This is a genomic window from Bradyrhizobium sp. SZCCHNR1043 (genome assembly GCF_032489675.1).
GTDB lineage: Bacteria > Pseudomonadota > Alphaproteobacteria > Rhizobiales > Xanthobacteraceae > Bradyrhizobium.
Genome location: NZ_JAUEYN010000003.1, coordinates 165107 through 186120, shown reverse-complemented (window position 1 = coordinate 186120; position 21014 = coordinate 165107). Strand labels below are relative to the sequence as shown.

At 65.5% G+C, this 21014-nt stretch carries 22 protein-coding genes and 1 riboswitch; of the genes, 19 read left to right on the top strand and 3 right to left on the bottom strand.

The window, feature by feature from the left end:
* Positions 1–2 precede the first annotated feature (2 nt).
* The 11 genes from QX039_RS06190 to QX039_RS06140 all read left to right on the top strand — a co-directional run bounded on the left by QX039_RS06190 (position 3) and on the right by QX039_RS06140 (position 10375).
* A complete protein-coding gene (locus tag QX039_RS06190) occupies positions 3–785 on the top strand; it encodes a lytic transglycosylase domain-containing protein (protein WP_315772002.1) in 783 nt (260 codons plus the stop codon).
* Between the two features lie 79 nt (positions 786–864).
* A riboswitch (TPP riboswitch) is annotated at positions 865–975 on the top strand.
* Complete coding sequence (locus QX039_RS06185) at positions 963–1976, top strand: FAD-dependent oxidoreductase (protein WP_315772000.1); 1014 nt, start codon at positions 963–965, stop codon at positions 1974–1976. (Overlaps the previous riboswitch by 13 nt.)
* Positions 1967–2164, top strand: coding sequence for a sulfur carrier protein ThiS (thiS, locus tag QX039_RS06180; protein ID WP_315771998.1), 198 nt, complete (start codon positions 1967–1969; stop codon positions 2162–2164). The genes QX039_RS06185 and thiS overlap by 10 nt, the downstream gene beginning before the upstream one ends.
* A 358-nt stretch (positions 2165–2522) precedes the next feature.
* Positions 2523–3305, top strand: coding sequence for a thiazole synthase (locus tag QX039_RS06175; protein WP_315771997.1), 783 nt, complete (start codon positions 2523–2525; stop codon positions 3303–3305).
* Positions 3292–3900: a thiamine phosphate synthase gene (locus QX039_RS06170; RefSeq protein WP_315771996.1), complete on the top strand. Its 609-nt coding sequence runs from the start codon at positions 3292–3294 to the stop codon at positions 3898–3900. Before QX039_RS06175 ends, QX039_RS06170 begins: the two co-directional genes overlap by 14 nt.
* A gap of 387 nt (positions 3901–4287) precedes the next feature.
* Positions 4288–6189, top strand: coding sequence for a phosphomethylpyrimidine synthase ThiC (gene thiC, locus QX039_RS06165; RefSeq protein WP_315771994.1), 1902 nt, complete (start codon positions 4288–4290; stop codon positions 6187–6189).
* Between the two features lie 234 nt (positions 6190–6423).
* A complete protein-coding gene (locus tag QX039_RS06160; protein ID WP_315771992.1) occupies positions 6424–7176 on the top strand; it encodes a hypothetical protein in 753 nt (250 codons plus the stop codon).
* Between the two features lie 208 nt (positions 7177–7384).
* Positions 7385–7771 carry a RidA family protein gene (locus QX039_RS06155; RefSeq protein ID WP_315755336.1) on the top strand — a complete coding sequence of 129 codons (387 nt, stop codon included), beginning with the start codon at positions 7385–7387 and terminating at the stop codon, positions 7769–7771.
* A 433-nt stretch (positions 7772–8204) separates the two neighbouring features.
* Positions 8205–9464, top strand: coding sequence for an acyltransferase (locus tag QX039_RS06150; protein ID WP_315738573.1), 1260 nt, complete (start codon positions 8205–8207; stop codon positions 9462–9464).
* 188 nt (positions 9465–9652) lie between these two features.
* On the top strand, positions 9653–9910 hold the full coding sequence (locus QX039_RS06145) for a hypothetical protein (RefSeq protein WP_315738574.1): 258 nt from the start codon (positions 9653–9655) through the stop codon (positions 9908–9910).
* 195 nt (positions 9911–10105) lie between these two features.
* Entirely contained in the window at positions 10106–10375 is a 270-nt protein-coding gene (locus tag QX039_RS06140; RefSeq protein ID WP_315738575.1) for a hypothetical protein, read from the top strand.
* Positions 10376–10408: 33 nt separating this feature from the next.
* Here QX039_RS06140 and QX039_RS06135 read toward each other — a convergent pair whose 3' ends face one another.
* A complete protein-coding gene (locus QX039_RS06135) occupies positions 10409–11029 on the bottom strand; it encodes a glutathione S-transferase (RefSeq protein WP_315771990.1) in 621 nt (206 codons plus the stop codon).
* Between the two features lie 108 nt (positions 11030–11137).
* On the opposite strand from QX039_RS06135, the gene QX039_RS06130 reads away from it, so the two are divergent.
* A complete protein-coding gene (locus tag QX039_RS06130; RefSeq protein ID WP_315738735.1) occupies positions 11138–11665 on the top strand; it encodes a mismatch-specific DNA-glycosylase in 528 nt (175 codons plus the stop codon).
* Positions 11666–12609: 944 nt separating this feature from the next.
* Here the strand turns inward: QX039_RS06130 and QX039_RS06125 are convergent.
* Positions 12610–13050: a hypothetical protein gene (locus QX039_RS06125; RefSeq protein WP_315717830.1), complete on the bottom strand. Its 441-nt coding sequence runs from the start codon at positions 13048–13050 to the stop codon at positions 12610–12612.
* 416 nt (positions 13051–13466) lie between these two features.
* Here QX039_RS06125 and QX039_RS06120 point away from each other — a divergent pair, with 416 nt between their 5' ends.
* Both QX039_RS06120 and QX039_RS06115 read left to right on the top strand, forming a co-directional pair.
* On the top strand, positions 13467–13736 hold the full coding sequence (locus QX039_RS06120) for a helix-turn-helix domain-containing protein (protein WP_315771988.1): 270 nt from the start codon (positions 13467–13469) through the stop codon (positions 13734–13736).
* A gap of 161 nt (positions 13737–13897) precedes the next feature.
* Entirely contained in the window at positions 13898–14425 is a 528-nt protein-coding gene (locus tag QX039_RS06115; protein ID WP_315738578.1) for a collagen-like protein, read from the top strand.
* 30 nt (positions 14426–14455) lie between these two features.
* On the opposite strand, the gene QX039_RS06110 is transcribed toward QX039_RS06115, so the two are convergent.
* Positions 14456–14728, bottom strand: coding sequence for a DUF2277 domain-containing protein (locus QX039_RS06110; RefSeq protein WP_315717862.1), 273 nt, complete (start codon positions 14726–14728; stop codon positions 14456–14458).
* A gap of 96 nt (positions 14729–14824) precedes the next feature.
* Here QX039_RS06110 and QX039_RS06105 point away from each other — a divergent pair, with 96 nt between their 5' ends.
* The 5 genes from QX039_RS06105 (at position 14825) to QX039_RS06085 (ending at position 20930) form a co-directional block, all read left to right on the top strand.
* The gene (locus QX039_RS06105; protein ID WP_315738579.1) at positions 14825–15886 is read left to right on the top strand and encodes an alpha/beta fold hydrolase; all 1062 of its coding nucleotides are present in this window, start codon (positions 14825–14827) and stop codon (positions 15884–15886) included.
* A 21-nt stretch (positions 15887–15907) separates the two neighbouring features.
* Positions 15908–16261: a hypothetical protein gene (locus QX039_RS06100; RefSeq protein ID WP_315738580.1), complete on the top strand. Its 354-nt coding sequence runs from the start codon at positions 15908–15910 to the stop codon at positions 16259–16261.
* 164 nt (positions 16262–16425) lie between these two features.
* Positions 16426–17547 carry an efflux RND transporter periplasmic adaptor subunit gene (locus QX039_RS06095; RefSeq protein WP_315771986.1) on the top strand — a complete coding sequence of 374 codons (1122 nt, stop codon included), beginning with the start codon at positions 16426–16428 and terminating at the stop codon, positions 17545–17547.
* A complete protein-coding gene (locus QX039_RS06090; RefSeq protein WP_315738582.1) occupies positions 17548–20622 on the top strand; it encodes a CusA/CzcA family heavy metal efflux RND transporter in 3075 nt (1024 codons plus the stop codon).
* The gene (locus QX039_RS06085) at positions 20619–20930 is read left to right on the top strand and encodes a DUF3240 family protein (protein WP_315738583.1); all 312 of its coding nucleotides are present in this window, start codon (positions 20619–20621) and stop codon (positions 20928–20930) included. Before QX039_RS06090 ends, QX039_RS06085 begins: the two co-directional genes overlap by 4 nt.
* Positions 20931–21014 lie beyond the last annotated feature (84 nt).

Genomic DNA, 21014 nt, shown 5'->3' with positions numbered 1-21014 from the left:
ACATGAGACGTCTCGTGCTGACGGCCTGCATTGCAGGCTTCGCGATGGCTGGTCCCGTGCCGTTCGCCATGGCTGCCGATGATGCGAGCACCGCATCGGACAGTGCAGCCAAACCGAAGGCCGGCAAGGTCAAGCTCGCCCATGTCCGCTCTGACGGCACCAGGGAGCTGGCCGTACGCAGCGCGGTGACCAAGGCCGCGCGCGAGGTCGAGGCGATCGAGGCCGTCAGCAGCGCCGACACCTCGCCGCCGATGGACGCCAATGCCTCAGCGCCAGCCGACACCGATGCCGCTGCGGCCGAGCCCCGCGAGGCCGAGCGCAAGGCGGCCGAAGCCAAGCCGCGCCACATCGACAGCGGCCATCCGCATATCGACGCGCTGGTGGCGGTGCACGCCGCCGCCAACAACATTCCGGAATCGCTGATCCACCGCGTCATCGTGCGCGAGAGCAAATACCAGAAGGACCTGGTCGGCCGCTGCGGCTGCATCGGCCTGATGCAGATCAAGCTCGGCACCGCGCGCGGCCTCGGCTACACCGGCGACGCGCAGGGCCTGCACGATCCGAACACCAACCTCACCTATGGCGTGCGCTATCTCGCCGGCGCCTACCGTGCCGCCCGCGGCGACCACGACCGCGCCGTGCTCTACTTCGCCAGGGGCTATTACGAGGAGGCCAAGCGGCAGCGCCTGGCCGACGCGCGGCCCGCCGGCCGCTCCGAGCGGACGAGCGCCCCGCTCGACATCACCCCGAAGATTGCAACCGGCCGCCACGCGCGGGCGCACTGATCGCCATTGGTTCCAAGGGCCATCGGCATTGTCTTTCCGTGACACTCCGTTGACACGGGGGGATATCGGTCTATTTTAAGCGCGTTCCGAGGGGAGCTCCGAGGGGAGCTGAGATACCGCAGCGATGTGCGGTGACCCTTTGAACCTGATCCGGGTCATGCCGGCGAAGGGACAGGGATGCAGCAGACAACCACGCGCGGGGATGTCCCCGTTTCCATCATCGGTGCGGGCATCGCGGGTGCCTGGCAAGCCCTGCTGCTCGCGCGGGCCGGCCATCACGTCACCTTGCACGAGCGCAGCGACGCCGATCTGATGCTCTCCACCAGCCATTGGGCCGGCGGCATGCTCGCGCCCTATTGCGAGAGCGAGGTCGCCGAGCCGATCATCAGCCGGCTCGGGCTCGCCTCGCTCGACATCTGGCGGCGCGAGCTGCCGGACACGCCGTTCAACGGCTCGCTGGTGATCGCGCATGCCCGCGACCGCGCCGACTACGACCGCTTCGCCCGCCGCACCTCCGGCTATCAGCGGCTCGACGCGCAGCAGCTTGCGGCGTTGGAGCCGTCGCTGGAGGGCCGCTTCCGCGAGGGCCTGTTCTACCCGACCGAGGGCCATGTCGAGCCACGCCGCGTGCTGCCGAAGCTGCATCAGCGCATCGTCGAGGCCGGCGGCCGGGTGCTGTTCAACAGCGACGTCACGGCTGATGATCTCGACGGCCTCGTGATCGACTGCCGCGGGCTGGAGGCGCGCGACGCCGAGCCCGAGCTGCGCGGCGTCAAGGGCGAGATGATCCTGATCGAGACCGCCGAGGTGCAGCTCGCGCGGCCCGTGCGGCTGATGCATCCGCGCTTCCCGCTCTATCTGATCCCGCGCGAGGACAATTTGTTCATGCTGGGGGCGACCTCGCTCGAGGCCGAGGACACCGGCGTCAGCTTGCGCTCGGCGCTGGAATTGCTCGGTGCCGCCTACTCCGTGCATCCCGCATTCGGCGAGGCCCGCATCCTCGAATTCGGCTCAGGGCTCAGGCCGGCCTATCCCGACAATCTGCCGCGCATCACCATCAAGGACGAGCGCGAGATCCGCGTCAACGGCCTCTATCGCCACGGCTTCCTGATCGCGCCCGCGCTGGCGCAGGCGACGCTGAACTACATCTCGCACGGCCAGATCGACAACGAGGTGATGCGATGCGCGTGACCGTCAATGGCGAGGCCCGCGACATCGCCGCGACCTCCGTCGCCGCGCTGCTCTCCGAGCTCGACTACGAGGGCACCCATTTCGCCATCGCGCTGAACTACGACGTCGTGCCGAAGAGCCGCTGGGCCGAGACGGCGCTGAAGGCCGGCGACGAGATCGAGATCATCACGCCCCGGCAGGGAGGGTGAAGTTCATGGAGCGCTCGCTTGCGCCACGCACTCCGCTGTCGTCCCGGCGAACGCCGGGACCCATAGCCACCGGCTTTTGTCTTGAAGCTCGATCTCTCCCACCGAGGTCCCACGCCAGATCACGCGGTATGGGTCCCGGCGTTCGCCGGGACGACGTGGGGAGGGAGGTCGCGCCCCACGCACACCTGTCATCGCCCGGCGAAAGCGCGAAGCGCGTCTCGGCGAAAACGACCGGGCGATCCAGTACGCCGCGGCCTATCTGCGTGTCCGAGCCGCCTCTGGAATACTGGATCCCCGCTTTCGCGGGGATGACAGGCTTCATTGCGGCGACCACCGTCCGACATGACGGAGACCATTGATGCCCACCTTCTACGACAAGACCTTCACCTCCCGCCTGCTGATCGGCACCGCGCTCTACCCCTCGCCCGCGATCATGCAGGACGCGATCCGCGCCTCGGGCGCGGAAATCGTCACCGTGTCGCTGCGGCGCGAGGCGGCCGGCGGCAAGACCGGCGACGCGTTCTGGAAGCTGATCAACGAGCTGAATGTCACGGTGCTGCCGAACACCGCCGGCTGCCGCAGCGTGCGCGAGGCGGTGACGACCGCCAAGCTCGCGCGCGAATTGTTCGGCACGAGCTGGATCAAGCTCGAGGTGATCGGCGACAACGACACCTTGCAGCCCGACGTGGTCGGGCTCGTCGAAGCCGCTGATATCCTGGTCAAGGACGGCTTCGAGGTCTTCCCCTACTGCACCGAGGACCTCTCGGTCGCGATGCGCCTGGTCGATGCCGGCTGCAAGGTGGTGATGCCCTGGGCGGCGCCGATCGGCTCGGCCAAGGGCATCACCAATCGCGATGCGCTCAAGCTCCTACGCGACCGCCTGCCTGACATCAGCCTCGTCGTCGACGCCGGCCTCGGCGCGCCCTCGCACGCGGCGGAAGCGCTCGAGCTCGGCTACGACGCCGTGCTGCTCAACACCGCGGTGGCAAAAGCCGCCGACCCGGTCGCGATGGCGCGCGCCTTCCGGCTCGGCTGCGAGGCCGGCCGCACCGCTTACGAGGCCGGGCTGATGGACGCCCGCGATTTCGCCTCGCCCTCCACCCCTGTCGTTGGGACACCGTTCTGGCATGCCGTATCCTGACCGCTTCTATCCCGTCGTTGACAGCCTCGCCTGGGTCGAGCGCCTGACCAGGCTCGGCGTCGGCACGGTGCAGTTGCGCGCGAAAGACCTCAACGACGGCGAGGCGCTGCAGATCGTCACCGACGCGCTCGCCATCACCAAGGGCACCGCGACCAAGCTGATCGTCAACGACTACTGGCGCGCCGCGATCGTCGCCGGCGCCGCGCACGTCCATCTCGGCCAGGAGGATCTGGCGGACGCCGACGTCGCCGCGATCAAGGAGGCCGGCCTGACGCTCGGCCTCTCCACGCATGACGATGCCGAGCTGGAGACCGCGCTCGCCGCCAAGCCCGACTACGTCGCGCTCGGTCCGATCTTCCCGACGACGTTGAAGGCGATGCGCTTCGCTCCGCAGGGCATCGCGAAGATCACCGAGTGGAAGAAGCGCGTCGGCGCCATCCCGCTGGTCGCGATCGGCGGCATCAAGCTGGAGCAGGCCGCGGAGATCTTTGCCGCCGGCGCCGATTCCATCGCGGTCGTCAGCGACGTCACGCAGAACGTAGACCCCGACGCCCGCGTCCGCGCCTGGCTCGATGCGACGAAGGAGCCGGCCTGATGCGCGCCACTATTGCGAATGCGTCTGAGAGCGATTGGGCCCCGACCTCGCCCCACGCGAGCTCGTTCCCTCCCCCCTTGTGGGGGAGGGCTAGGGAGGGGGGTGAGCCACGAGCACCGAACGCGGGGTTACCCCCCTCCCCAACCCTCCCCCACAAGGGGGGAGGGAGCCTGAACAACATCCGCCCCTTACGTCGACAACTCATTTTCGCCCTCGGCTCGGTACGAGCAAGCAACTGGCATGAGGCTCAACTCTCTCCACCGTCATTGCGAGCGAAGCGACGCAATCCAGAGCGACGTGAGCAGCCCTGGATTGCTTCGTCGCAAGTGCTCCTCGCAGTGACGTCCCCCATTCACTCCGACAACAACGATTGAGAAGGAGGATCCCATGAACATCCGCTCCAATCCCGACACGACGCTTCCCGCCGTCACCACCGGCCCGCTGCCCTCTTCGCGCAAGATCTACGCGACCCCGGACTCCGCGCCCGACCTGCGCGTGCCGCTGCGCGAGATCATCCTTTCGGAAGGCGCCGGCGAGCCGAACCTGCCGGTCTACGACACCTCCGGCCCCTACACCGATCCGACCGTGACGATCGACGTCAACGCCGGTCTGTCGCGCACCCGCATTGCCTGGGTGCGCGAGCGCGGCGGCGTCGAGGAATATGTCGGCCGCGACATCAAGCCGGAGGACAACGGCAATGTCGGCGCCGACAAGGCCGCAAAGGCCTTCACCGCACATCACAAGCCGCTGCGCGGCCTCGACGGCCACAAGATCACCCAGCTCGAATTCGCCCGCGCCGGCATCATCACCAAGGAGATGATCTACGTCGCCGAGCGCGAGAATCTCGGCCGCAAAAAGCAGCTCGACCGCGCCGAGGCCGCGCTCGCCGACGGCGAGAGCTTCGGCGCCGAGGTCCCGGCCTTCATCACCCCGGAATTTGTCCGCTCCGAGATCGCGCGCGGCCGCGCCATCATCCCCTGCAACATCAATCACGCCGAGCTGGAGCCGATGATCATCGGCCGCAACTTCCTGACCAAGATCAACGCCAATATCGGCAACTCGGCGGTGACCTCCTCGGTCGAGGAGGAGGTGGACAAGATGGTGTGGGCGATTCGCTGGGGCGCCGACACCGTGATGGACCTATCGACGGGCCGCAACATCCACACCACCCGCGAATGGATTTTGCGCAACTCGCCGGTGCCGATCGGCACCGTGCCGATCTACCAGGCGCTGGAGAAGTGCAACGGCGATCCGGTCGCGCTGACCTGGGAGCTCTACAAGGACACGCTGATCGAGCAGTGCGAGCAGGGCGTCGACTACTTCACCATCCACGCCGGCGTGCGCCTCGCCTATATCCACCTCACCGCGAACCGCGTCACCGGCATCGTCTCGCGCGGCGGCTCGATCATGGCCAAGTGGTGCCTCGCGCATCACAAGGAGAGCTTCCTCTACACCCATTTCGAGGAGATCTGCGACATCATGCGCAAGTATGACGTCTCGTTCTCGCTCGGCGACGGCCTGCGCCCGGGCTCGATCGCGGATGCCAACGACCGCGCGCAGTTTGCTGAACTGGAAACGCTTGGCGAGCTGACCAAGATCGCCTGGGACAAGGGCTGCCAGGTCATGATCGAGGGCCCCGGCCACGTGCCGATGCACAAGATCAAGATCAACATGGACAAGCAGCTCAAGGAGTGCGGCGAGGCGCCGTTCTATACGCTCGGGCCGCTGACCACCGACATCGCGCCGGGCTATGACCACATCACCTCGGGCATCGGTGCGGCGATGATCGGCTGGTTCGGCTGCGCCATGCTGTGCTACGTGACGCCGAAGGAGCATCTCGGCCTGCCCGACCGCAACGACGTCAAGGTCGGCGTCATCACCTACAAGATCGCCGCCCACGCCGCCGATCTCGCCAAGGGTCATCCCGCCGCGCAGCTCCGCGACGACGCGCTGTCCCGCGCCCGCTTCGACTTCCGCTGGAGCGACCAGTTCAACCTCGGCCTCGATCCGGAAACCGCAAAGCACTTCCACGACGAGACCCTGCCGAAGGAAGCCCACAAGGTCGCGCATTTCTGCTCGATGTGCGGCCCGAAATTCTGCTCGATGAAGATCACCCAGGACGTCCGCGACTACGCCGCCACGCTGAATGATCCGACCACCGTTGGCATGACCATCAGCGGTACCATCGAGGACGGCATGGCCCAGATGAGCGCCAAGTTCAAGGAAATGGGCGGCAGCGTGTATCTGGATGCGGAGAAGGTGAAGGAGAGCAACAAGGCGCTGTCCTGAGCCGCCCCGCTCTCTCCATCGTCATGGCCGGGCTTGCCCCGGCCATCCATCAAAGCCGGGCGCAAGCCCGGCTTTTTTTTACTGTTAGCTAAGCCAACTGATATTAAGGAACTTGATCCAGCGCGTATTTGAATGAGGACAGCAACATCGACGGCACGTAAATAGCTTGCGGAACAACCGAAAGATGTGACATTTTAGCCAGATCGTAAACGATTGCGAACGGGCGGATGAGCGATGGAGGCCGCAGCTAAACTGCTAACGGCTATGGCGGCTTTCTTTGGAGCCGTGGCTTGGCCTGCGACCGTATTTGCTCTTCTGTTTTTGTTCCGCTCCGAGCTAAGGCTGCTTCTGCGCACAATGCCTGCGGTGCTCAACAAGATCCAAAAAGCTTCGCTTGTCGGCATAAACTTAGAACTCGACAAGGTCGCCGCGGAGACGGACATCGCGGGCGAGGAGAAGGGGAAGATTACTCCCCGACAGATAGAGGCCGCGGCACGAATAAAAATCCAAACTCCGCAAGTCGGTTCAGAGACTCTTTTACAAGAGTTGGATCGGCTCTGTTTAGAGTACGACACTATAAGGCGTACCATGCCGGCTGGGTCGGATCGTACCCGCGCCATGACACGTCTGCTCGTAAAAATGCGCTCGTTAGCTCCTAGCTTGATCGAGTATATCGATGTCTACAAAGGATCCGGATCAGCTGGAAGTCGCTTAGCCGCTATTGCAATGATGCAGATGGATCCACCTGCTGGCGACTTGAACTGGCTAAGGGATCGCTTCTCGTCCGAACAGCCATTTGTCTTCTACCATGCAGCGCTAGCGCTTCAGAATATGGCAGATATACTGAAGACACCTCACGAGAAAAAACGCATGCTAGAATCAGTTGAGCATGCGCTAGCCATCATCAGGAAATTCAAGGGAGTTCCAGATCTGAGGACAATTGAAGTTCTGGAGATGATATTGAATAGTCTTCAGAAGCAATCGTGAGCAGGCGCAGTCGGGAATGACAGCGAGCGTAGCCCAGCTGAGCGCACGATACCCGAGACCTGACGACCAAAGCTCTGCCTATCGCTTCGTTCATGCAGACTACGGATCACGATTCCGCATGCCGGTGACCGCGGCGTCATCCGACTTTTGTCTTTCTCTCGCAGTGGCTGGCTACGGCTTCGCCCACCCCTAGCACGTGAAAGGCCCCATGCCCATCCACCACATCCCCGCCCCACCCCACATCAAGGCCCCACCGCTGTCGTTCGGCACCCGTGTCGGCGACCTCCTCTTCATCTCCGGCATTCCCGGCTTCGATGCCCACGGCAACCTGCCCGATGACTTCGATGCACAGTTCGCCAACGTCGTGACGAACTTCACCCGCGTCCTCACTGAAGGCGGCGCGACCATCCGCGAGTTGGTCAAGGTCAACGTGCTGCTGACCCGCGCCGCTGATGTCGCGACCATGAACCGGCTCTATGCCGCGGCGTTCGGGCCGGCACCCTACCCTGCGCGCACCACCTGCGTGGTCGCAGCGCTGCCGGATCCGAAGATGCTGATCGAGATCGAGGGCGTCGCGGCGGTCGTGAAACGGTAGGGTGGGTTAGCGGACGGCAACCGACGATCTCTCCACGCTCGCACATGGCTGAACGCCGTTCGCGTAACCCACCATTCCGCGCAGGCGGCGGGTTACGCGCCCTGGCAAACATTCCCTCCGCGGTGAAATCGTCCCGCGGGCGCTAACCCGCCCTACGTTCTCCGTGCAGGAAGCAACCGCTCCGTCTGCAGAATTCGCCGGCCTCAGCTACTCGCCGTCGCCCAAGCGCAGTTCAACCGCGAGGTCCCCTTCATCCACCGCAATGATGCCGAGCCGCGCCGCCGTTTGCCACCGCCACAGGCGGCCTGCCTCATTCTGCTGCAACCCTGCGTCGTGATGGCCCCCGCTCCGCGATTTTCGTCTCTTGCGGACGATTTAAATTTTAAATAGGATTTAATGGTCCGAAACATTATCTCCGAAAATTTCACGATAGATGTTTTATTCATGGCCGTTCCATGCCCTGTTCCGCCTCGTCGGCGCCGCCACGGCGCCATTGCGGGAGGCGATCCGGGAGGCCTTCCAGGCCCAGGTCTATCCGCTCGGCTACGTTCCCTCGCATGACGGCATGCGCGGGCTGATGACCCTGGGCGTCGTTACGGCCCATGTCTCGCACACGCTCGTGCCGGGCGCGGTGCTCTATATCGACCTGTTCTTCGTGGCGAGCGCCTATTACATCACCGGCCTGCTGCTGCGGGACATCGACAAGCACGGCCACATCAGGTTCCGGCAGTTCTATGCGCGGCGCTTCGCCCGGATCGTGCCGCCGCTGCTGCTGATGCTCGCCGCCTATCTGCTGTTCACCTGGCTGCTGCGGCCGCCGTTCCTGCCGGCGCTGGAACGCGCCGCGATCGCGCTCTCCTACATCGCCAACTACTGGTATGTGTTCGACCCGAAGACGATCGAGGACATCGGCCACACCTGGACGCTGTCGACCGAGGAGCAGTTCTATCTGCTGTGGCCGCTGACCTTCGCAGTCCTGGTCAAGCGCCTCGGCGTCACCTGGCGATTGGTCGGCGCCATCTGCGCCATTGCGGCCGCGATCTGGGCCTGGCGCGTGGCGCTGGTGCTCGATGGGGCCGAGTGGCGCCGGCTCTACACCGCGTTCGACACCCGCGCCGATGCACTGATGGCGGGATGCGCGATGGCCGTCGTGCTCAGGATGGTGCCGCACGGCACCTCACCCGCTCTCGACCGGCTCTGGCCGAAGCTGGCGTGGCCGCTCCTGATCTATTGGGGCACGGTCACCTTCCTGTTCTGGCCGGCGGACGGGCCGAGCATGAACTACTATCTGTTCGGCAGCATGGTGTGCGGCGTGCTTCCCGGCATCCTCGCGTTGACCATGCTGATGCGCAGCCGCGGCACGATCTGCCACCGCATCTTCGAATGGCCGGTCGCGATCTTCCTCGGCCGGATCTTCTACGGCATCTATCTCTGGCACCTGCCGGTCCTGAATTTCCTGGACAGCTACGGCGTCTGGTGGCCGCTGCGGCTCGCGATCGGGCTGCCGCTGTCGGTCGTGGCGGCCACGCTGTCCTACGCCTATCTCGAGCGCCACTTCCTGCGCCGACGCGCGGGGCCGGTGGCCTCGCAGCCGCTCCTCGCCGGCGCGGGTCCGGCGCTGGTTCCGACCGCGAGCTTCAGCGGCGATCTCCGGTTCTCGTCCCGACCGAGCGCCGGAGGCATCCACTCCTGACGCCTGCGCGACGCGCTGCGCACGCCGAGAGGCCTCTCGCTCCGCCACCTCATCGCGCCTCATCATCGGCCGGGGGCATCGCGCGCTTTTGCCGCACGATTCGCGCGCGGCTGCCTTCAAATTGATCGAGACCGCTCCGACATAGGGCCGGCCGCGGGCTGGGCCAGTTTGTTGCCGGAGTTTTCACGATGCCTCGTTTCACCACAGTCTGTCTTGCCGCAGGCCTCGCCGCGGCCGCGCTGCTCGCCGCTGCGCCGGCGCAGGCCGGCTACTACATCATCCGCTGGGACAACACCGGCATCTGCCAGGTCTGGAGCGAGGCCTTCGCCTTCAAGCCGATCGCATGGCCGTCCGGCTATCAGGTCATCAGCCGGCCGGTGCCGACGTTCAACGACGCCGTGACCCGCCAGATCAGGCTGCGCCAGCAGGGCCGCTGCACGCTGTAAGCCGGCGCGCGCCTGACGCGCGTCCATGTGACGGCTGCATGTCGTCATTCACATCCCGGACATCGCTGTGAACGACGGCACGGGCGGCTTGCGTTGCGCGCGCTTTTGTCGCACCACTTGGGCCTTGGTCCGGCCGCAAGGCCGGTGGCCCGCGCAGGCGGGCGATTGTCGTTGTTTCGTTTGAGGAGATTGATGATGCGTCGCCTGACCACGTTCGCTGCCGCCACGGCCATTGCAGCCGCCTCGATCGTGCCCACCGCCTTCGCCGCGCCTGCGCCCAAGTCCGGCTACTACGTGATCCGCTGGGACAACACCGGCATCTGCCAGATCTGGAACACCGAGTTGCAGTCGAAGCCGGTGGAGTGGCCGTCGACCTACAAGATCGTTTCCAAGCCGGTGCCGACCTTCGTCGAGGCGACCAACATCCAGCTCAAGCTGCGCGACGAGCGCCGCTGCTTCCTGTAAGCGGCGTTCGCACGCATTCATGCATGGCGGCGGTCAGGCGGCGCTGACCGCGCTCGCCTGCATCGGCACGAATCCGGGCAGATCAGTGATCCGCGCCAGCCACGCCTGCACGCTCGGGTACGGCGTCAGCGACACGCCGCCTTCGGGCGCGTGCGCGGTGTAGCTGTAGAGCGCGACGTCGGCGATGGTCGGCGCCGCGCCGGTGAGGAACGGCCGCGCGGCGAGTTCGCGCTCCATCACCGTGAACAGGCTGTTGGCGAGCTGATGCGCCCTCACCATGTCCAGCGGGGCGCCGAACAAGGTCGCCACCCGCGCCGCTGCCGGGCCGAACGCGAGCGGACCGGCCGCGGCCGACAGCCAGCGCTGGACCTGCGCCTGGCCGAGCGGATCGCGCGGCAGCCATTTGCCCGAGCCATCATAGCGGCCGGCGAGATAGACCAGGATCGCATTGGAGTCCGGGATGACGGCGTCGCCGTCGACCAGTACCGGCACCTGGCCGAACGGATTGAGCGCGAGAAAGTCCGGCCGCTTGTGCGCGCCGCCCTTGAGGTCGACCTCGACGAGCTCGCAAGGCAGGTCAAGCAGGCTCAACATGAGCCGCACGCGATGCGCGTGGCCGGAAAGGACGAAATGATACAGACGACGTTGCGACATGCTGTGCTCCTGTTGCTCGCCGTCACCTAGACCACGGCCGCCGCAGCAACAATGCAGCATCGCGTCAACAGCCTGTTGCAACGACTGCAACAATGCGACAACGGCGCCATGGACCGCCTGCCCGACCAGCTCCAGCCCGGCCTGCGCCTCGTCTTCGTCGGCACCGCCGCGAGCGAGCGCTCGGCGGCGACCGGGCACTATTACGCCCACCCCGGCAACCGCTTCTGGCCGACGCTGTTCGCCGTCGGCCTGACGCCGCGGCTGTACCAGCCGCACGAGTTTCCAGCGCTGCGCGCGCTCGGCATCGGCTTCACCGATCTGTGCAAGCAGGGCGCGGGCATGGACCATGTCGCGCTGAAGGCCGGCGTCGACGTCGCCGGTTTCATTGCGAAGATCCGACAGCATCGACCAGCCACGGTCGCCTTCACCAGCAAGAAGGCCGCGAGCCTGTTCTATGGCCAGCCGACCGGCGCGACCGCGCTCGGGCTGCAGCCGGAGCAGGCCGACTTCCCGACCACGTTCGTGCTCGCCTCGCCCTCCGGCGCGGCGTCGGGTGCGTGGACATTGGCGCCGTGGCGGGAGCTGGCGATGCATTTGGCCCAGACCTCAGACGCGCAGCCGACTCGCGTGCGGTGATGATGGGTAGTAAGCCCATCATCATTGCGGCAAGCGACTCGCTGACGACGATCCGCGCTATGCCGATGACTGCGCCCTCTCCCCTTGTGGGAGAGGGCATGTAGTATAGAGCGGCAAACGCGCTCGGGTGAGGGGTCCCTCTCCGAGCGTAGTTTGCTGAGAGAGACCCCTCACCCAAGCGAGCGGGCTGATCGGCCGGAGATGCCCTCTCCCACAAGGGGAGAGGGCGCTGCATCGCAGAGCGCAATGCTGGCAATCCGACGCGCGGTTGTGGCTATCCACGTCACCGAGGTGAAGCATCCTATCTCTGCCCGACGGGCAATCCGCGCATGCGCATCATGCGCAAACTGCCCGTCGTGTTAGTTTGTCGCAGGCCTGCACACTTGCCATGTCGGGCAAATCAGGACGATCGTCTCGCTCAACCCGCCTCATGCAGAGGGACGTACGCGTCGTCACGATACGTGGAGGTGGGCCGCGGTGGACGTGGTGGCTGCGCCCGACGAGCGCCGGCTGTCACGTACGGTGAAGTCGTGATGTCCTGACACCCCGAAGCTGGTGTCACGTGCGTGCTCATGCGAAAGCGTAGCGCGCGCAATGGTGGCCAACAAGCCCGGCGCACCAGGGAGACCACGTATAAGCCGTCAGACCATGCGCGCAGGGAAGGCCGGGATGTCTCCGCCGAACCTGTGGTTCTGCCGCGTGCTTTTTTGTTGCACGCGGACCATGGGAGCGGCGAGCTCCCGGCCTTCCCTGCCCCTCTCGATTTTCGACGGGGCTCTCACGATGCATCCCTCGCGCACGCGGTGCGGCGAGAGCGCGGACTTATGAGCAGAAGAGAGGGAGAGAGATGGTGTTGGCAATGCTCAGCACGCAACAACGGTCGTCGCCCACGCAAGCGGGCGATGACACTTGTTGTGAGTTGCTAGGCGTCCACGATGACGCAACTACCTGATCGTAATCGCAAGACCCGACAGATCGACGTTCGCCAAGAGGCCGATCTGCTCACCCGAGAGCTCCAGCACCGCGCCCTTCTGGTTGGTCAGCACGATGCCGCGCACGCCGCGGCCGACGGCAAGGCCCGCGCCGGCGGCGCCATAGACGCCCTCGACGTCGGACGGACGCCAGATGTTGCTGACGCGGCCGCGCAGCACCGTGCGCGAGCCGCCGAACACCAGACCCCAGTCGAGGCCGCCGGTCGACAGCGGATAGGCGCGGCCATGAAAGTTCAACACGCCGCTGCCGCCGGAGCCGCCGATGATCCACCCCGCTTTGTAGATGGTCAGCGTGATGAAGCCGCCATCTGCGTGCGCCGTGGCCGGAATGACAGCGCCGCAAGCAGCTGTCAGTGCCACCAGCAGACCGCGAAGCGAGGATGCAATTGTCATGGATGAAGTCTCCAGCGAAGTGAATTTGGGCTTGAGGTAATTCGATGGCCGTGTGCGACGATCGTGCCCCACTAAGCGAATCGATCGGGCCGAATTTAGCCCTTTGCACGGCACCGTGCATGCGCAGCCGCCGGTGTGTTCGATATGATGCGCTCGCAGCGCAGGAACTGTGGCGGTCCGACGATTAGTCCTCTGCACCCCCATCGTGGACGCGCGTCGACGCCGGCCAAATGGGTCGAGACCCGCGCGAAACCAAGGCCATTTCGGGGTATTCGGCACCGGTGCAACAACAGGACGCCCGCGTTAAGGCCCCATTAACCTTGTCGGACCACGGTGATCTACGGGCTGGATGTTTAGTTGGTCTCGATGTTTGCGCGTCGTTTCAGTGTCGGCGTGGGCGTTGATCGGGAGGAGTTATGTCGCAAGAATTGTCATCCGAAGCCGCAAGTCCGTCACTCGTGCCGCTTGCCATGCCACCGTCGCGCTCCGCGGCGGAGATCCTGCCGCTGTTGATCGGCACGCCGTTGTCCGAGATCGAGCGCGAGCTCATCGTGCAGACCCTGGCGCGCTGCAACGGCAACCGTACCCACGCTGCAAGGCTGCTCGGCATGCCCGTGCGCACTTTGCGCAACAAGATCCGCATCTACACGGCCGACGGCATCGCGGTGCCGGCCTATTCGACCTGATCCAACGGCGGCCACGCGATATCCCATCGCGTGGAACTCATCAGGATGCGACGCCGATTGATGTTGATCAATCGGCCTCGCAGCCCTGCTGCAATTGCTGCCATCATCGCGGCTCTGTTACGCTTCGCCGCGAATCAAAGGTGTGTAGCGGAGTTGCGGTAGTGGCAAAGAATCCGGCCGGACGCGGCCTGCAGGGCCCCGTGGGTCCACGTGGCCCGCAGGGGCAGCCCGGGCGGCGCGGGCCAGATGGTCAGCGCGGCAAGCCGGGTTCCGACGGCAAGGCAGGTGCGCAAGGCAAGCCCGGCCCGCAAGGGCCGCGCGGCGAGCAAGGCCCGCCCGGCAAGCCGGGACCGCAGGGGCCTCAAGGTCCGCAGGGTGAACCGGGACCGCCGGGCACGCTGCCGACGATCGATCAGCTGATGCCGTGGCTCGAGCAGATCTTCGCGGCCTATGACGACTACAAGCGCGCGCGCGATCGCGAGGCGCATGAGCGCGAGGCCGAGCTGGTCGCGGTGCGCGACATCTTCGCCGCGACGACCCATGACGATGCGCTGGACGAGGCCTTCGAGGACGACGATCCGCACGACATCGACATCCCGAAGAAGAAGAAAAAGAAAAAGGGCAAGAAAAAGAAGAAGCACGACAAGCGGGCCCAGGACCGCCACGACCACGACGACGATGGGTTCTGAGCTTCGCCTTCTGTCAGGGCACGATGGGCCTCAGCGCGGGCCGAACCTGGCCGCCGAACGCTCCCGCGCCTTGGCCGCCTCGATCTCGCGGTCGCGCGGCGGGGCCTGGGTCTGCAGCGAGGTCAAGAGCCGCCGCGCGGCGTCGGCCACCTCCTCGACGGCGCGGGCGAAGGCGGCCTCGTTGGCCTGCGACGGCGCGTTGAAGCCGGACAGCTTGCGCACGAATTGCAGGGCCGAGGCCTGAATTTCAGCCTCCGTCGCCGGCGGCTCGAAATTGAACAGCGTCTTGATGTTGCGGCACATGATGAGTCCCATCAATCCGGTACTGAACCAAGTCGCAGATCGTGCTATCATGTCCCCGACGCGGCCGGAAGAGTCGCGCATGATCAGGGGGAGTCCATGGTTCGACCGCTTGCCGCCGTTTTTGCCGCCGTCGTCGTTTTTTGCGCGCCGGCCCGCGCCGCCGACTATCCCGCCCCGAAGCAGGGCGACTTCGTCGTCAAGGATTTCAAGTTTCACACCGGCGAGACGCTGCCGGAGCTGAGGCTGCACTATACGACCGTCGGCGAGCCGACCGGGCAGCCGGTGCTGGTGCTGCATGGCACCGGCGGCTCAGGCGGAAGCATGCTGGTGCCGACCTTCGCCGGCGAATTGTTCGGCAAGGGCCAGCCGCTCGATGCGACCAGGTACTACATCATCATTCCCGACAGCATCGGCCACGGCAAATCGTCGAAGCCCTCCGACGGGCTGAAGACCAGGTTTCCCGCCTATGACTATGCCGACATGGTCGATGCGCAGCACCGCCTGCTGACCGAGGGCCTCGGCATCAAGCACCTGAGGCTTGTCATCGGCAACTCGATGGGCGGCATGCATAGCTGGGTGTGGGCCACGCGCTATCCGGACTTCATGGACGCCGCGGTGCCGATGGCCTCGCAGCCGACCGAAATGGCGGCCCGCAACTGGATGCTGCGCCGGCTGATGCTGGAGACGATCCGCAACGATCCCGACTACAATGGCGGCAACTACACCACACAGCCGCGCATGATGAAATATGCCGTCGCGGCCTATGCCACCGCCACGGCCGGCGGCACCATCGCCTATCAGCTCGCGGCACCGACCGCGGCCAAGGCCGACAAGCTGGTCGAGGAGCGGCTCGCCACGCCCATTCCCACCGACGCCAACGACTTCATCTATCAGTGGGACTCGTCGCACGACTACAATCCGTCTGCCGATCTCGACAGGATCAAGGCGACCGTGATGCTGATCAACTCGGCCGACGACGAGCGCAACCCGCCGGAGACCGGCGTGACGGTCGACGCCATGAAGCGCGTCGCCAACGGCAAGCTCCTGCTCATCCCGACCTCGGCCGAGACGCGCGGCCACCTGACCACCGGAAATGCGAAGTTCTACGCCGAGCCGCTGCGCGAATTGCTGGCGACGGCGCCGCAGCGCGGCATGTAGGTCCGCAGAAGGGAGCGTTGAATGCGCAGGATGGTGCTGGCCGGTCTCACGATGGGCTCGCTCGGCTGCGCGACCGTCGCCGCCGCCTTCGACAACGGGCAGTTCGACAACGTCCCGCCTGACATTCGCGCGTGGTTCAAGAGCGTGATCGCGCCCAACGGCGTGCCATGCTGCGATGTCTCCGACGGCCACCGCACGACCTATGACGTGCGTGACGGCACCTATTGGGTGCCGATCGAAGGCCGGTGGATGGCGGTGCCGGAACGCGCCATCATCCGCGACCGCGGCAACCCGATCGGCGAGGCCGTGGTGTGGTACGTCCATCACCGCGGCGACATCATCATCAGCTGTTTCGTTCCCGCCGATGCCGTATGAGGCGCCGGCGCGTGCGGCTACCACTCATGCGACTCATTGGCGGCACGAGGAAGTGACCTCCGGTTTCGTGACTAGCTCCGATTGACCTAAGTCAACAGTCGCGGAAACCGGCCGAAATAGTGTACAGAATGTGTCATGCATGAACCTGAAGATTCTTGATCGAGATGCCCAAGCGATTGTTTCACTGGTCCGCAGGCCGTCTGGCCCGGGCGTCTCTCGGGCTGGCTCTCGTTGTGGCGCCCTGCGCCGCGTCGGCCGATGATGAGCTGAAGCTCACGCCAAGCCAGGCGCAGAACCTCGGCGTGCGCGTGACGCATCCGATCTCCAGCCGGATGGACAAAACGCTGCCCTATCCCGCGCAGATCGTCATTCCCACGCCTCAACTGTGGGTCGTCAGCGCGCCGGTCGCGGGGATGATCACCAACCTCGCCGTTGCCCGCGGCGATCGCGTGACCGTCGGACAACCGCTGCTCACGCTGGAGAGTCCGAGCTTCGTCTCGCTCCAGCGCGATTACCTGCATGCGCTGGCCCAGGAGGTTCTCGCGGTTCAGCAGTTGAAGCGCAATGCCGACCTGTTCGAAGGCAAGGCCATCCCGCAACGCGTGCTGGAGTCGAGCCAGACCGAAGCGCGCCAGGCCAGCATCGTCGTCGCCGAACGTCGGCAGATGCTGCACATCAGCGGGCTGTCCGACGAAGCCATCGCCCGGCTCAGCAGCGAGGCGGCGATCAGCGCGACGCTCACTGTGACGGCCCCGCGCACGGCGTCCGTGGTCGAGCTCGCGGTATCGCCGGGCCAGCGCCTGGAACAGGCCGCGTCACTGGTGAAGCTCGCCCGGCTGTCGCCGCTATGGGCCGAGATCGCGATTCCCGCAACCAACATCGGCGCCATCAAGACCGGCGCCAAGGTCGACATCGAAGGCTATGCGACACCGGGCCAGGTCATCCTGGTGTCCGAGACGACCGATGCCGCCACGCAGACAATTCTCGTCCGCGCCGAGATTCCCAACAACGGCGAACTGCATTCCGGACAAATGGCGGCGGCCCGCATCGGCTTTGTCTCGGCAGGAGAAAGCGCGTGGGAAATTCCCTATAGCGGCCTCGTCCGGCGCGGTGAGCAGACCGCGGTGTTCGTTGCCACGGAAGGCGGCTTCCGGCTCGTTGCGGTCACCCTGCTCGCGGAGGATCAGGATCACGTCGTCATCGCAGGCCCCCTCACGGACAAGAACGAGATCGCCATCGGCGGCATCTCGGCGTTGCGCGGCATCCTCTCGCGACTGGGGCAGTAGATGCTGCAACGGCTGGTCGCATTCGCGCTGTCACAGCGGCTCTTCGTCATCCTCAGCACGCTGCTGGTGATCGGCGCAGGCGCCGTTGTCTTGCCGAGCCTGCCGATCGACGCCTTTCCAGACGTCTCGCCGGTCCAGGTGAAGATCATCATGAAGGCTCCCGGCCTGACGCCGGAAGAGGTCGAGCAGCGCATCACGGTACCGATCGAGCTGGAGCTGCTCGGGTTGCCGAACAAGAAGATCCTTCGCTCGACCACGAAATACGCGCTGGCCGACATCACCGTCGATTTCGAGGACGGCACCGACATCTACTGGGCCCGCAATCAAGTGTCGGAGCGGCTGTCCAACATCTCGCGCGACTTTCCCGAGGGCGTGAACGGGGGCCTCGCCCCGATCACGAGCCCTCTGGGCGAGATGTTCATGTTCACGATCGACAGTCCCGAACTGTCGCTGGCCGAACGCCGGACCTTGCTCGACTGGGTCATCCGCCCAGCGCTGCGTACGGTGCCCGGAGTAGCCGACGTCAACGCGCTCGGCGGCTATGTCCGCGCCTTCGAAATCGTGCCGAGGAACGACGCGCTGGCGGCGCGCGGCATCTCGTCCGAGCTGTTTCGCAAGGCCATCGAGGCCAACAGCCGCAACGACGGTGCCGGGCGGGTCAACCAGGGCGAAGACAGCGCGCTGGTCCGCATCGAAGGCAGCATCCGCGGCATCGACGACATCCGGGCGATCATCGTCGACACCCGCGACGGAATCCCGATCCGGGTCAGCGACGTCGCAAGGGTCAAGATCGGCGCACTCACCCGCTATGGCGCCGTCACGACGGACGGCAAGGGCGAGACGGTCGAGGGGCTCGTGCTCGGTCTGCGCGGCGCCAACGCCGGACAATTGGTGCGCGACGTTCGGGCCCGGTTGGACGAACTGAAGCCGTCGCTGCCGAGCAGCGTCTCCATCAACGTGTTCTACGACCGCAGCCGGCTGGTCAACCGCGCCGTCGGCACGGTGGTCCGGGCGCTGGGCGAAGCCACGGTGCTCGTCGTCGTGCTGCTGCTGCTGTTCCTCGGCAATTGGCGCGCCTCGCTGGTGATCGCGCTCAGCCTGCCGCTCGCGATCGTGATGGCGCTGATCGTGATGCGGGCGGTCGGCATGTCCGCTAACCTGATGAGTCTGGGGGGCCTTGCAATCGCGATCGGCATGCTGATCGACGCGCTGGTCGTGGTGGTCGAGAACATCGTCGGCAATCTCGCCAAGCACGATCACGGAAGCGCCACGCCGCTGATCCACGTCGTCTACCGCTCGGTTTGCGAAGTCCTGCAGCCGGTCGCCTCGGGCGTCCTGATCATCATCATCGTGTTCGTTCCGCTGCTGACCTTGCAGGGGCTGGAGGGAAAGCTCTTCATTCCGGTCGCGCTGGCGATCATTTTCGCTCTGGCCGCATCGCTGCTGCTTGCGCTGACGGTGCTTCCGGTCGCGACGTCCTTCGTGCTCACATCCGCATCGCATGACGATCCAATGCTGATCCGGGCAGCGCAGCGCGTCTACGCGCCCGCGCTCGACTGGGCGCTCGGGAACGAGCGCAAGGTGATCATCGCGGCGCTGGTCAGCCTCGTTGCCGCGGGATACGGCTACACCCAGCTGGGCAAGACCTTCATGCCGACGATGGACGAAGGCGACGTCATCGTCAGCGTGGAAACGCTGCCGTCCGTCAATCTCGACGAGTCCCTCGCCATCAATGCCCGGCTGCAGACGGCGTTGATGAAGGTGCCAGACGTCGCCGGCATCATCGCGCGCACCGGCTCGGACGAGCTCGGGCTCGATCCGATGGGACCCAATCAGACCGACACGTTCCTGGTGCTCAAGCCGGCAGACCAGCGGCAGACCAGCGACCGCGATGTCCTGCTCGAGAAGCTTCGCGAGGTCCTGACCGGCTTCCCCGGCGTCTCGCTCAGCTTCACGCAACCCATCGACATGCGCGTGCAGGAAATGATCAGCGGCGTGCGCGGCGACGTCGCGGTCAAGATCTTCGGCCCGGACATCACCAAGCTCAACGAGATCGCAGCGAAGCTGTCGGCGATCATGTCCGACATCGATGGGGCCCAAGACGTCTACACGACGCTCAACGAGGGCGCGCAATACTACACGATCGCCGTCAACCGGATGGAGGCGGGCCGCCTTGGGCTCACCGTGGACTCGATCTCGGCCGCCTTGCGCACGCAGATCGAAGGCCGAACGATCGGCACCGCGCTCGAGGAGGGACGCCGGACGCCGATCCTGGTCCGCGGCGGTGAGGCCACGCGGCAGGCCCCGACGATGCTGGCGGCGCTGCCGCTGACGCTTGCGTCAGGCCAGCATGTTGCGCTCTCGCAGGTCGCCCGCATCCAGAGGGTCGACGGCCCGGTGAAGATCGATCGTGAGGACGGCAACCGCATGAGCGTGGTTCGCAGCAACGTCCGCGGCCGTGACATGGTCGGCTTCGTCCAGGCGGCCCAGCAAAGGGTCGCAGCCGAGCTGCCGCTGCCGTCCGGCTATCGGCTGACATGGGGCGGGCAGTTCGAGAACCAGCAGCGTGCAGCCGCGCGTCTGTCCGTCGTGGTGCCGGTCGCGATCGGCCTGATCTTCGTGCTGCTCTTCACGACGTTCGGCTCGGTGCGCCAGGCCCTGCTCGTCCTCGTCAACATTCCCTTTGCGCTGATCGGCGGCGTGTTCGCGCTGGTCTCGACCGGCGAATACCTCTCCGTCCCGGCCTCCGTCGGCTTCATCGCACTGCTTGGAATCGCCGTGCTCAACGGCGTCGTGCTGGTGTCTCATTTCAACCAGTTGCGCGCTCACGGGCTCTCCGAGCAGCGCATCGTGGTCGAAGGCGCAAAGCGCAGGCTGCGGCCGGTGCTGATGACGGCGAGCATCACGGCGCTCGGATTGATCCCACTGCTGTTTGCATCCGGACCTGGATCGGAGGTCCAGCGTCCGCTTGCGATCGTCGTGATCGGCGGCCTGTTGTCGTCTACGCTGCTGACGCTGATCCTGTTGCCGATCCTGTATCGCCGCTACGGCGCCGCTGCGAAGGACGCGACATGACCGGCCAAGCCGTCTGCGTGACACTGATCGTGCCGGATGCGCTTCGTGCCGAGGTGCTCGACCATCTGAGCGAGCAGACCGATCTGGTGAGCGGCTTTACGGCCTCTGATGCGTCCGGACATGGCGTCCGCGTCCGGCTGCGCAGCGCGGCGGAGCGGGTCAAGGGACATGCCGACGAGGTCGTCGTGCGGATCGTGCTGCAGGGACAGGATCTCGAGCACCTGCTGGAACGGCTCAGGAACGCATTTGCAGGGACGAAGCTCGTCTATTGGGTCATGCCCGTGACGGACTTCGGCATTATCGACTGAGCACGACTCTGGGCGCCCCTCACGTCACAGGGGCGGTCGATTCAAGGCATGAAACACCAACCGTGAATCGACCCTGTACCGAAA

Excerpts from the sequence above, each read along its gene's own strand:
- QX039_RS06175 (WP_315771997.1), top strand. The coding sequence starts at position 2,523 with ATGCCCACCTTCTACGACAAGACCTTCACCTCCCGCCTGCTGATCGGC.
- QX039_RS06185 (WP_315772000.1), top strand. The coding sequence starts at position 963 with ATGCAGCAGACAACCACGCGCGGGGATGTCCCCGTTTCCATCATCGGT.
- QX039_RS06100 (WP_315738580.1), top strand. The coding sequence starts at position 15,908 with ATGCGCAGGATGGTGCTGGCCGGTCTCACGATGGGCTCGCTCGGCTGC.
- QX039_RS06150 (WP_315738573.1), top strand. The coding sequence starts at position 8,205 with ATGTTTTATTCATGGCCGTTCCATGCCCTGTTCCGCCTCGTCGGCGCC.
- QX039_RS06090 (WP_315738582.1), top strand. The coding sequence starts at position 17,548 with ATGCTGCAACGGCTGGTCGCATTCGCGCTGTCACAGCGGCTCTTCGTC.
- QX039_RS06160 (WP_315771992.1), top strand. The coding sequence starts at position 6,424 with ATGGAGGCCGCAGCTAAACTGCTAACGGCTATGGCGGCTTTCTTTGGA.
- thiS (WP_315771998.1), top strand. The coding sequence starts at position 1,967 with ATGCGCGTGACCGTCAATGGCGAGGCCCGCGACATCGCCGCGACCTCC.
- QX039_RS06170 (WP_315771996.1), top strand. The coding sequence starts at position 3,292 with ATGCCGTATCCTGACCGCTTCTATCCCGTCGTTGACAGCCTCGCCTGG.
- QX039_RS06130 (WP_315738735.1), top strand. The coding sequence starts at position 11,138 with ATGGACCGCCTGCCCGACCAGCTCCAGCCCGGCCTGCGCCTCGTCTTC.
- QX039_RS06155 (WP_315755336.1), top strand. The coding sequence starts at position 7,385 with ATGCCCATCCACCACATCCCCGCCCCACCCCACATCAAGGCCCCACCG.
- QX039_RS06095 (WP_315771986.1), top strand. The coding sequence starts at position 16,426 with ATGCCCAAGCGATTGTTTCACTGGTCCGCAGGCCGTCTGGCCCGGGCG.
- QX039_RS06105 (WP_315738579.1), top strand. The coding sequence starts at position 14,825 with ATGGTTCGACCGCTTGCCGCCGTTTTTGCCGCCGTCGTCGTTTTTTGC.
- QX039_RS06125 (WP_315717830.1), bottom strand. The coding sequence starts at position 13,050 with ATGACAATTGCATCCTCGCTTCGCGGTCTGCTGGTGGCACTGACAGCT.
- QX039_RS06120 (WP_315771988.1), top strand. The coding sequence starts at position 13,467 with ATGTCGCAAGAATTGTCATCCGAAGCCGCAAGTCCGTCACTCGTGCCG.
- QX039_RS06140 (WP_315738575.1), top strand. The coding sequence starts at position 10,106 with ATGCGTCGCCTGACCACGTTCGCTGCCGCCACGGCCATTGCAGCCGCC.
- QX039_RS06110 (WP_315717862.1), bottom strand. The coding sequence starts at position 14,728 with ATGTGCCGCAACATCAAGACGCTGTTCAATTTCGAGCCGCCGGCGACG.
- QX039_RS06190 (WP_315772002.1), top strand. The coding sequence starts at position 3 with ATGAGACGTCTCGTGCTGACGGCCTGCATTGCAGGCTTCGCGATGGCT.
- QX039_RS06085 (WP_315738583.1), top strand. The coding sequence starts at position 20,619 with ATGACCGGCCAAGCCGTCTGCGTGACACTGATCGTGCCGGATGCGCTT.
- thiC (WP_315771994.1), top strand. The coding sequence starts at position 4,288 with ATGAACATCCGCTCCAATCCCGACACGACGCTTCCCGCCGTCACCACC.
- QX039_RS06145 (WP_315738574.1), top strand. The coding sequence starts at position 9,653 with ATGCCTCGTTTCACCACAGTCTGTCTTGCCGCAGGCCTCGCCGCGGCC.
- QX039_RS06135 (WP_315771990.1), bottom strand. The coding sequence starts at position 11,029 with ATGTCGCAACGTCGTCTGTATCATTTCGTCCTTTCCGGCCACGCGCAT.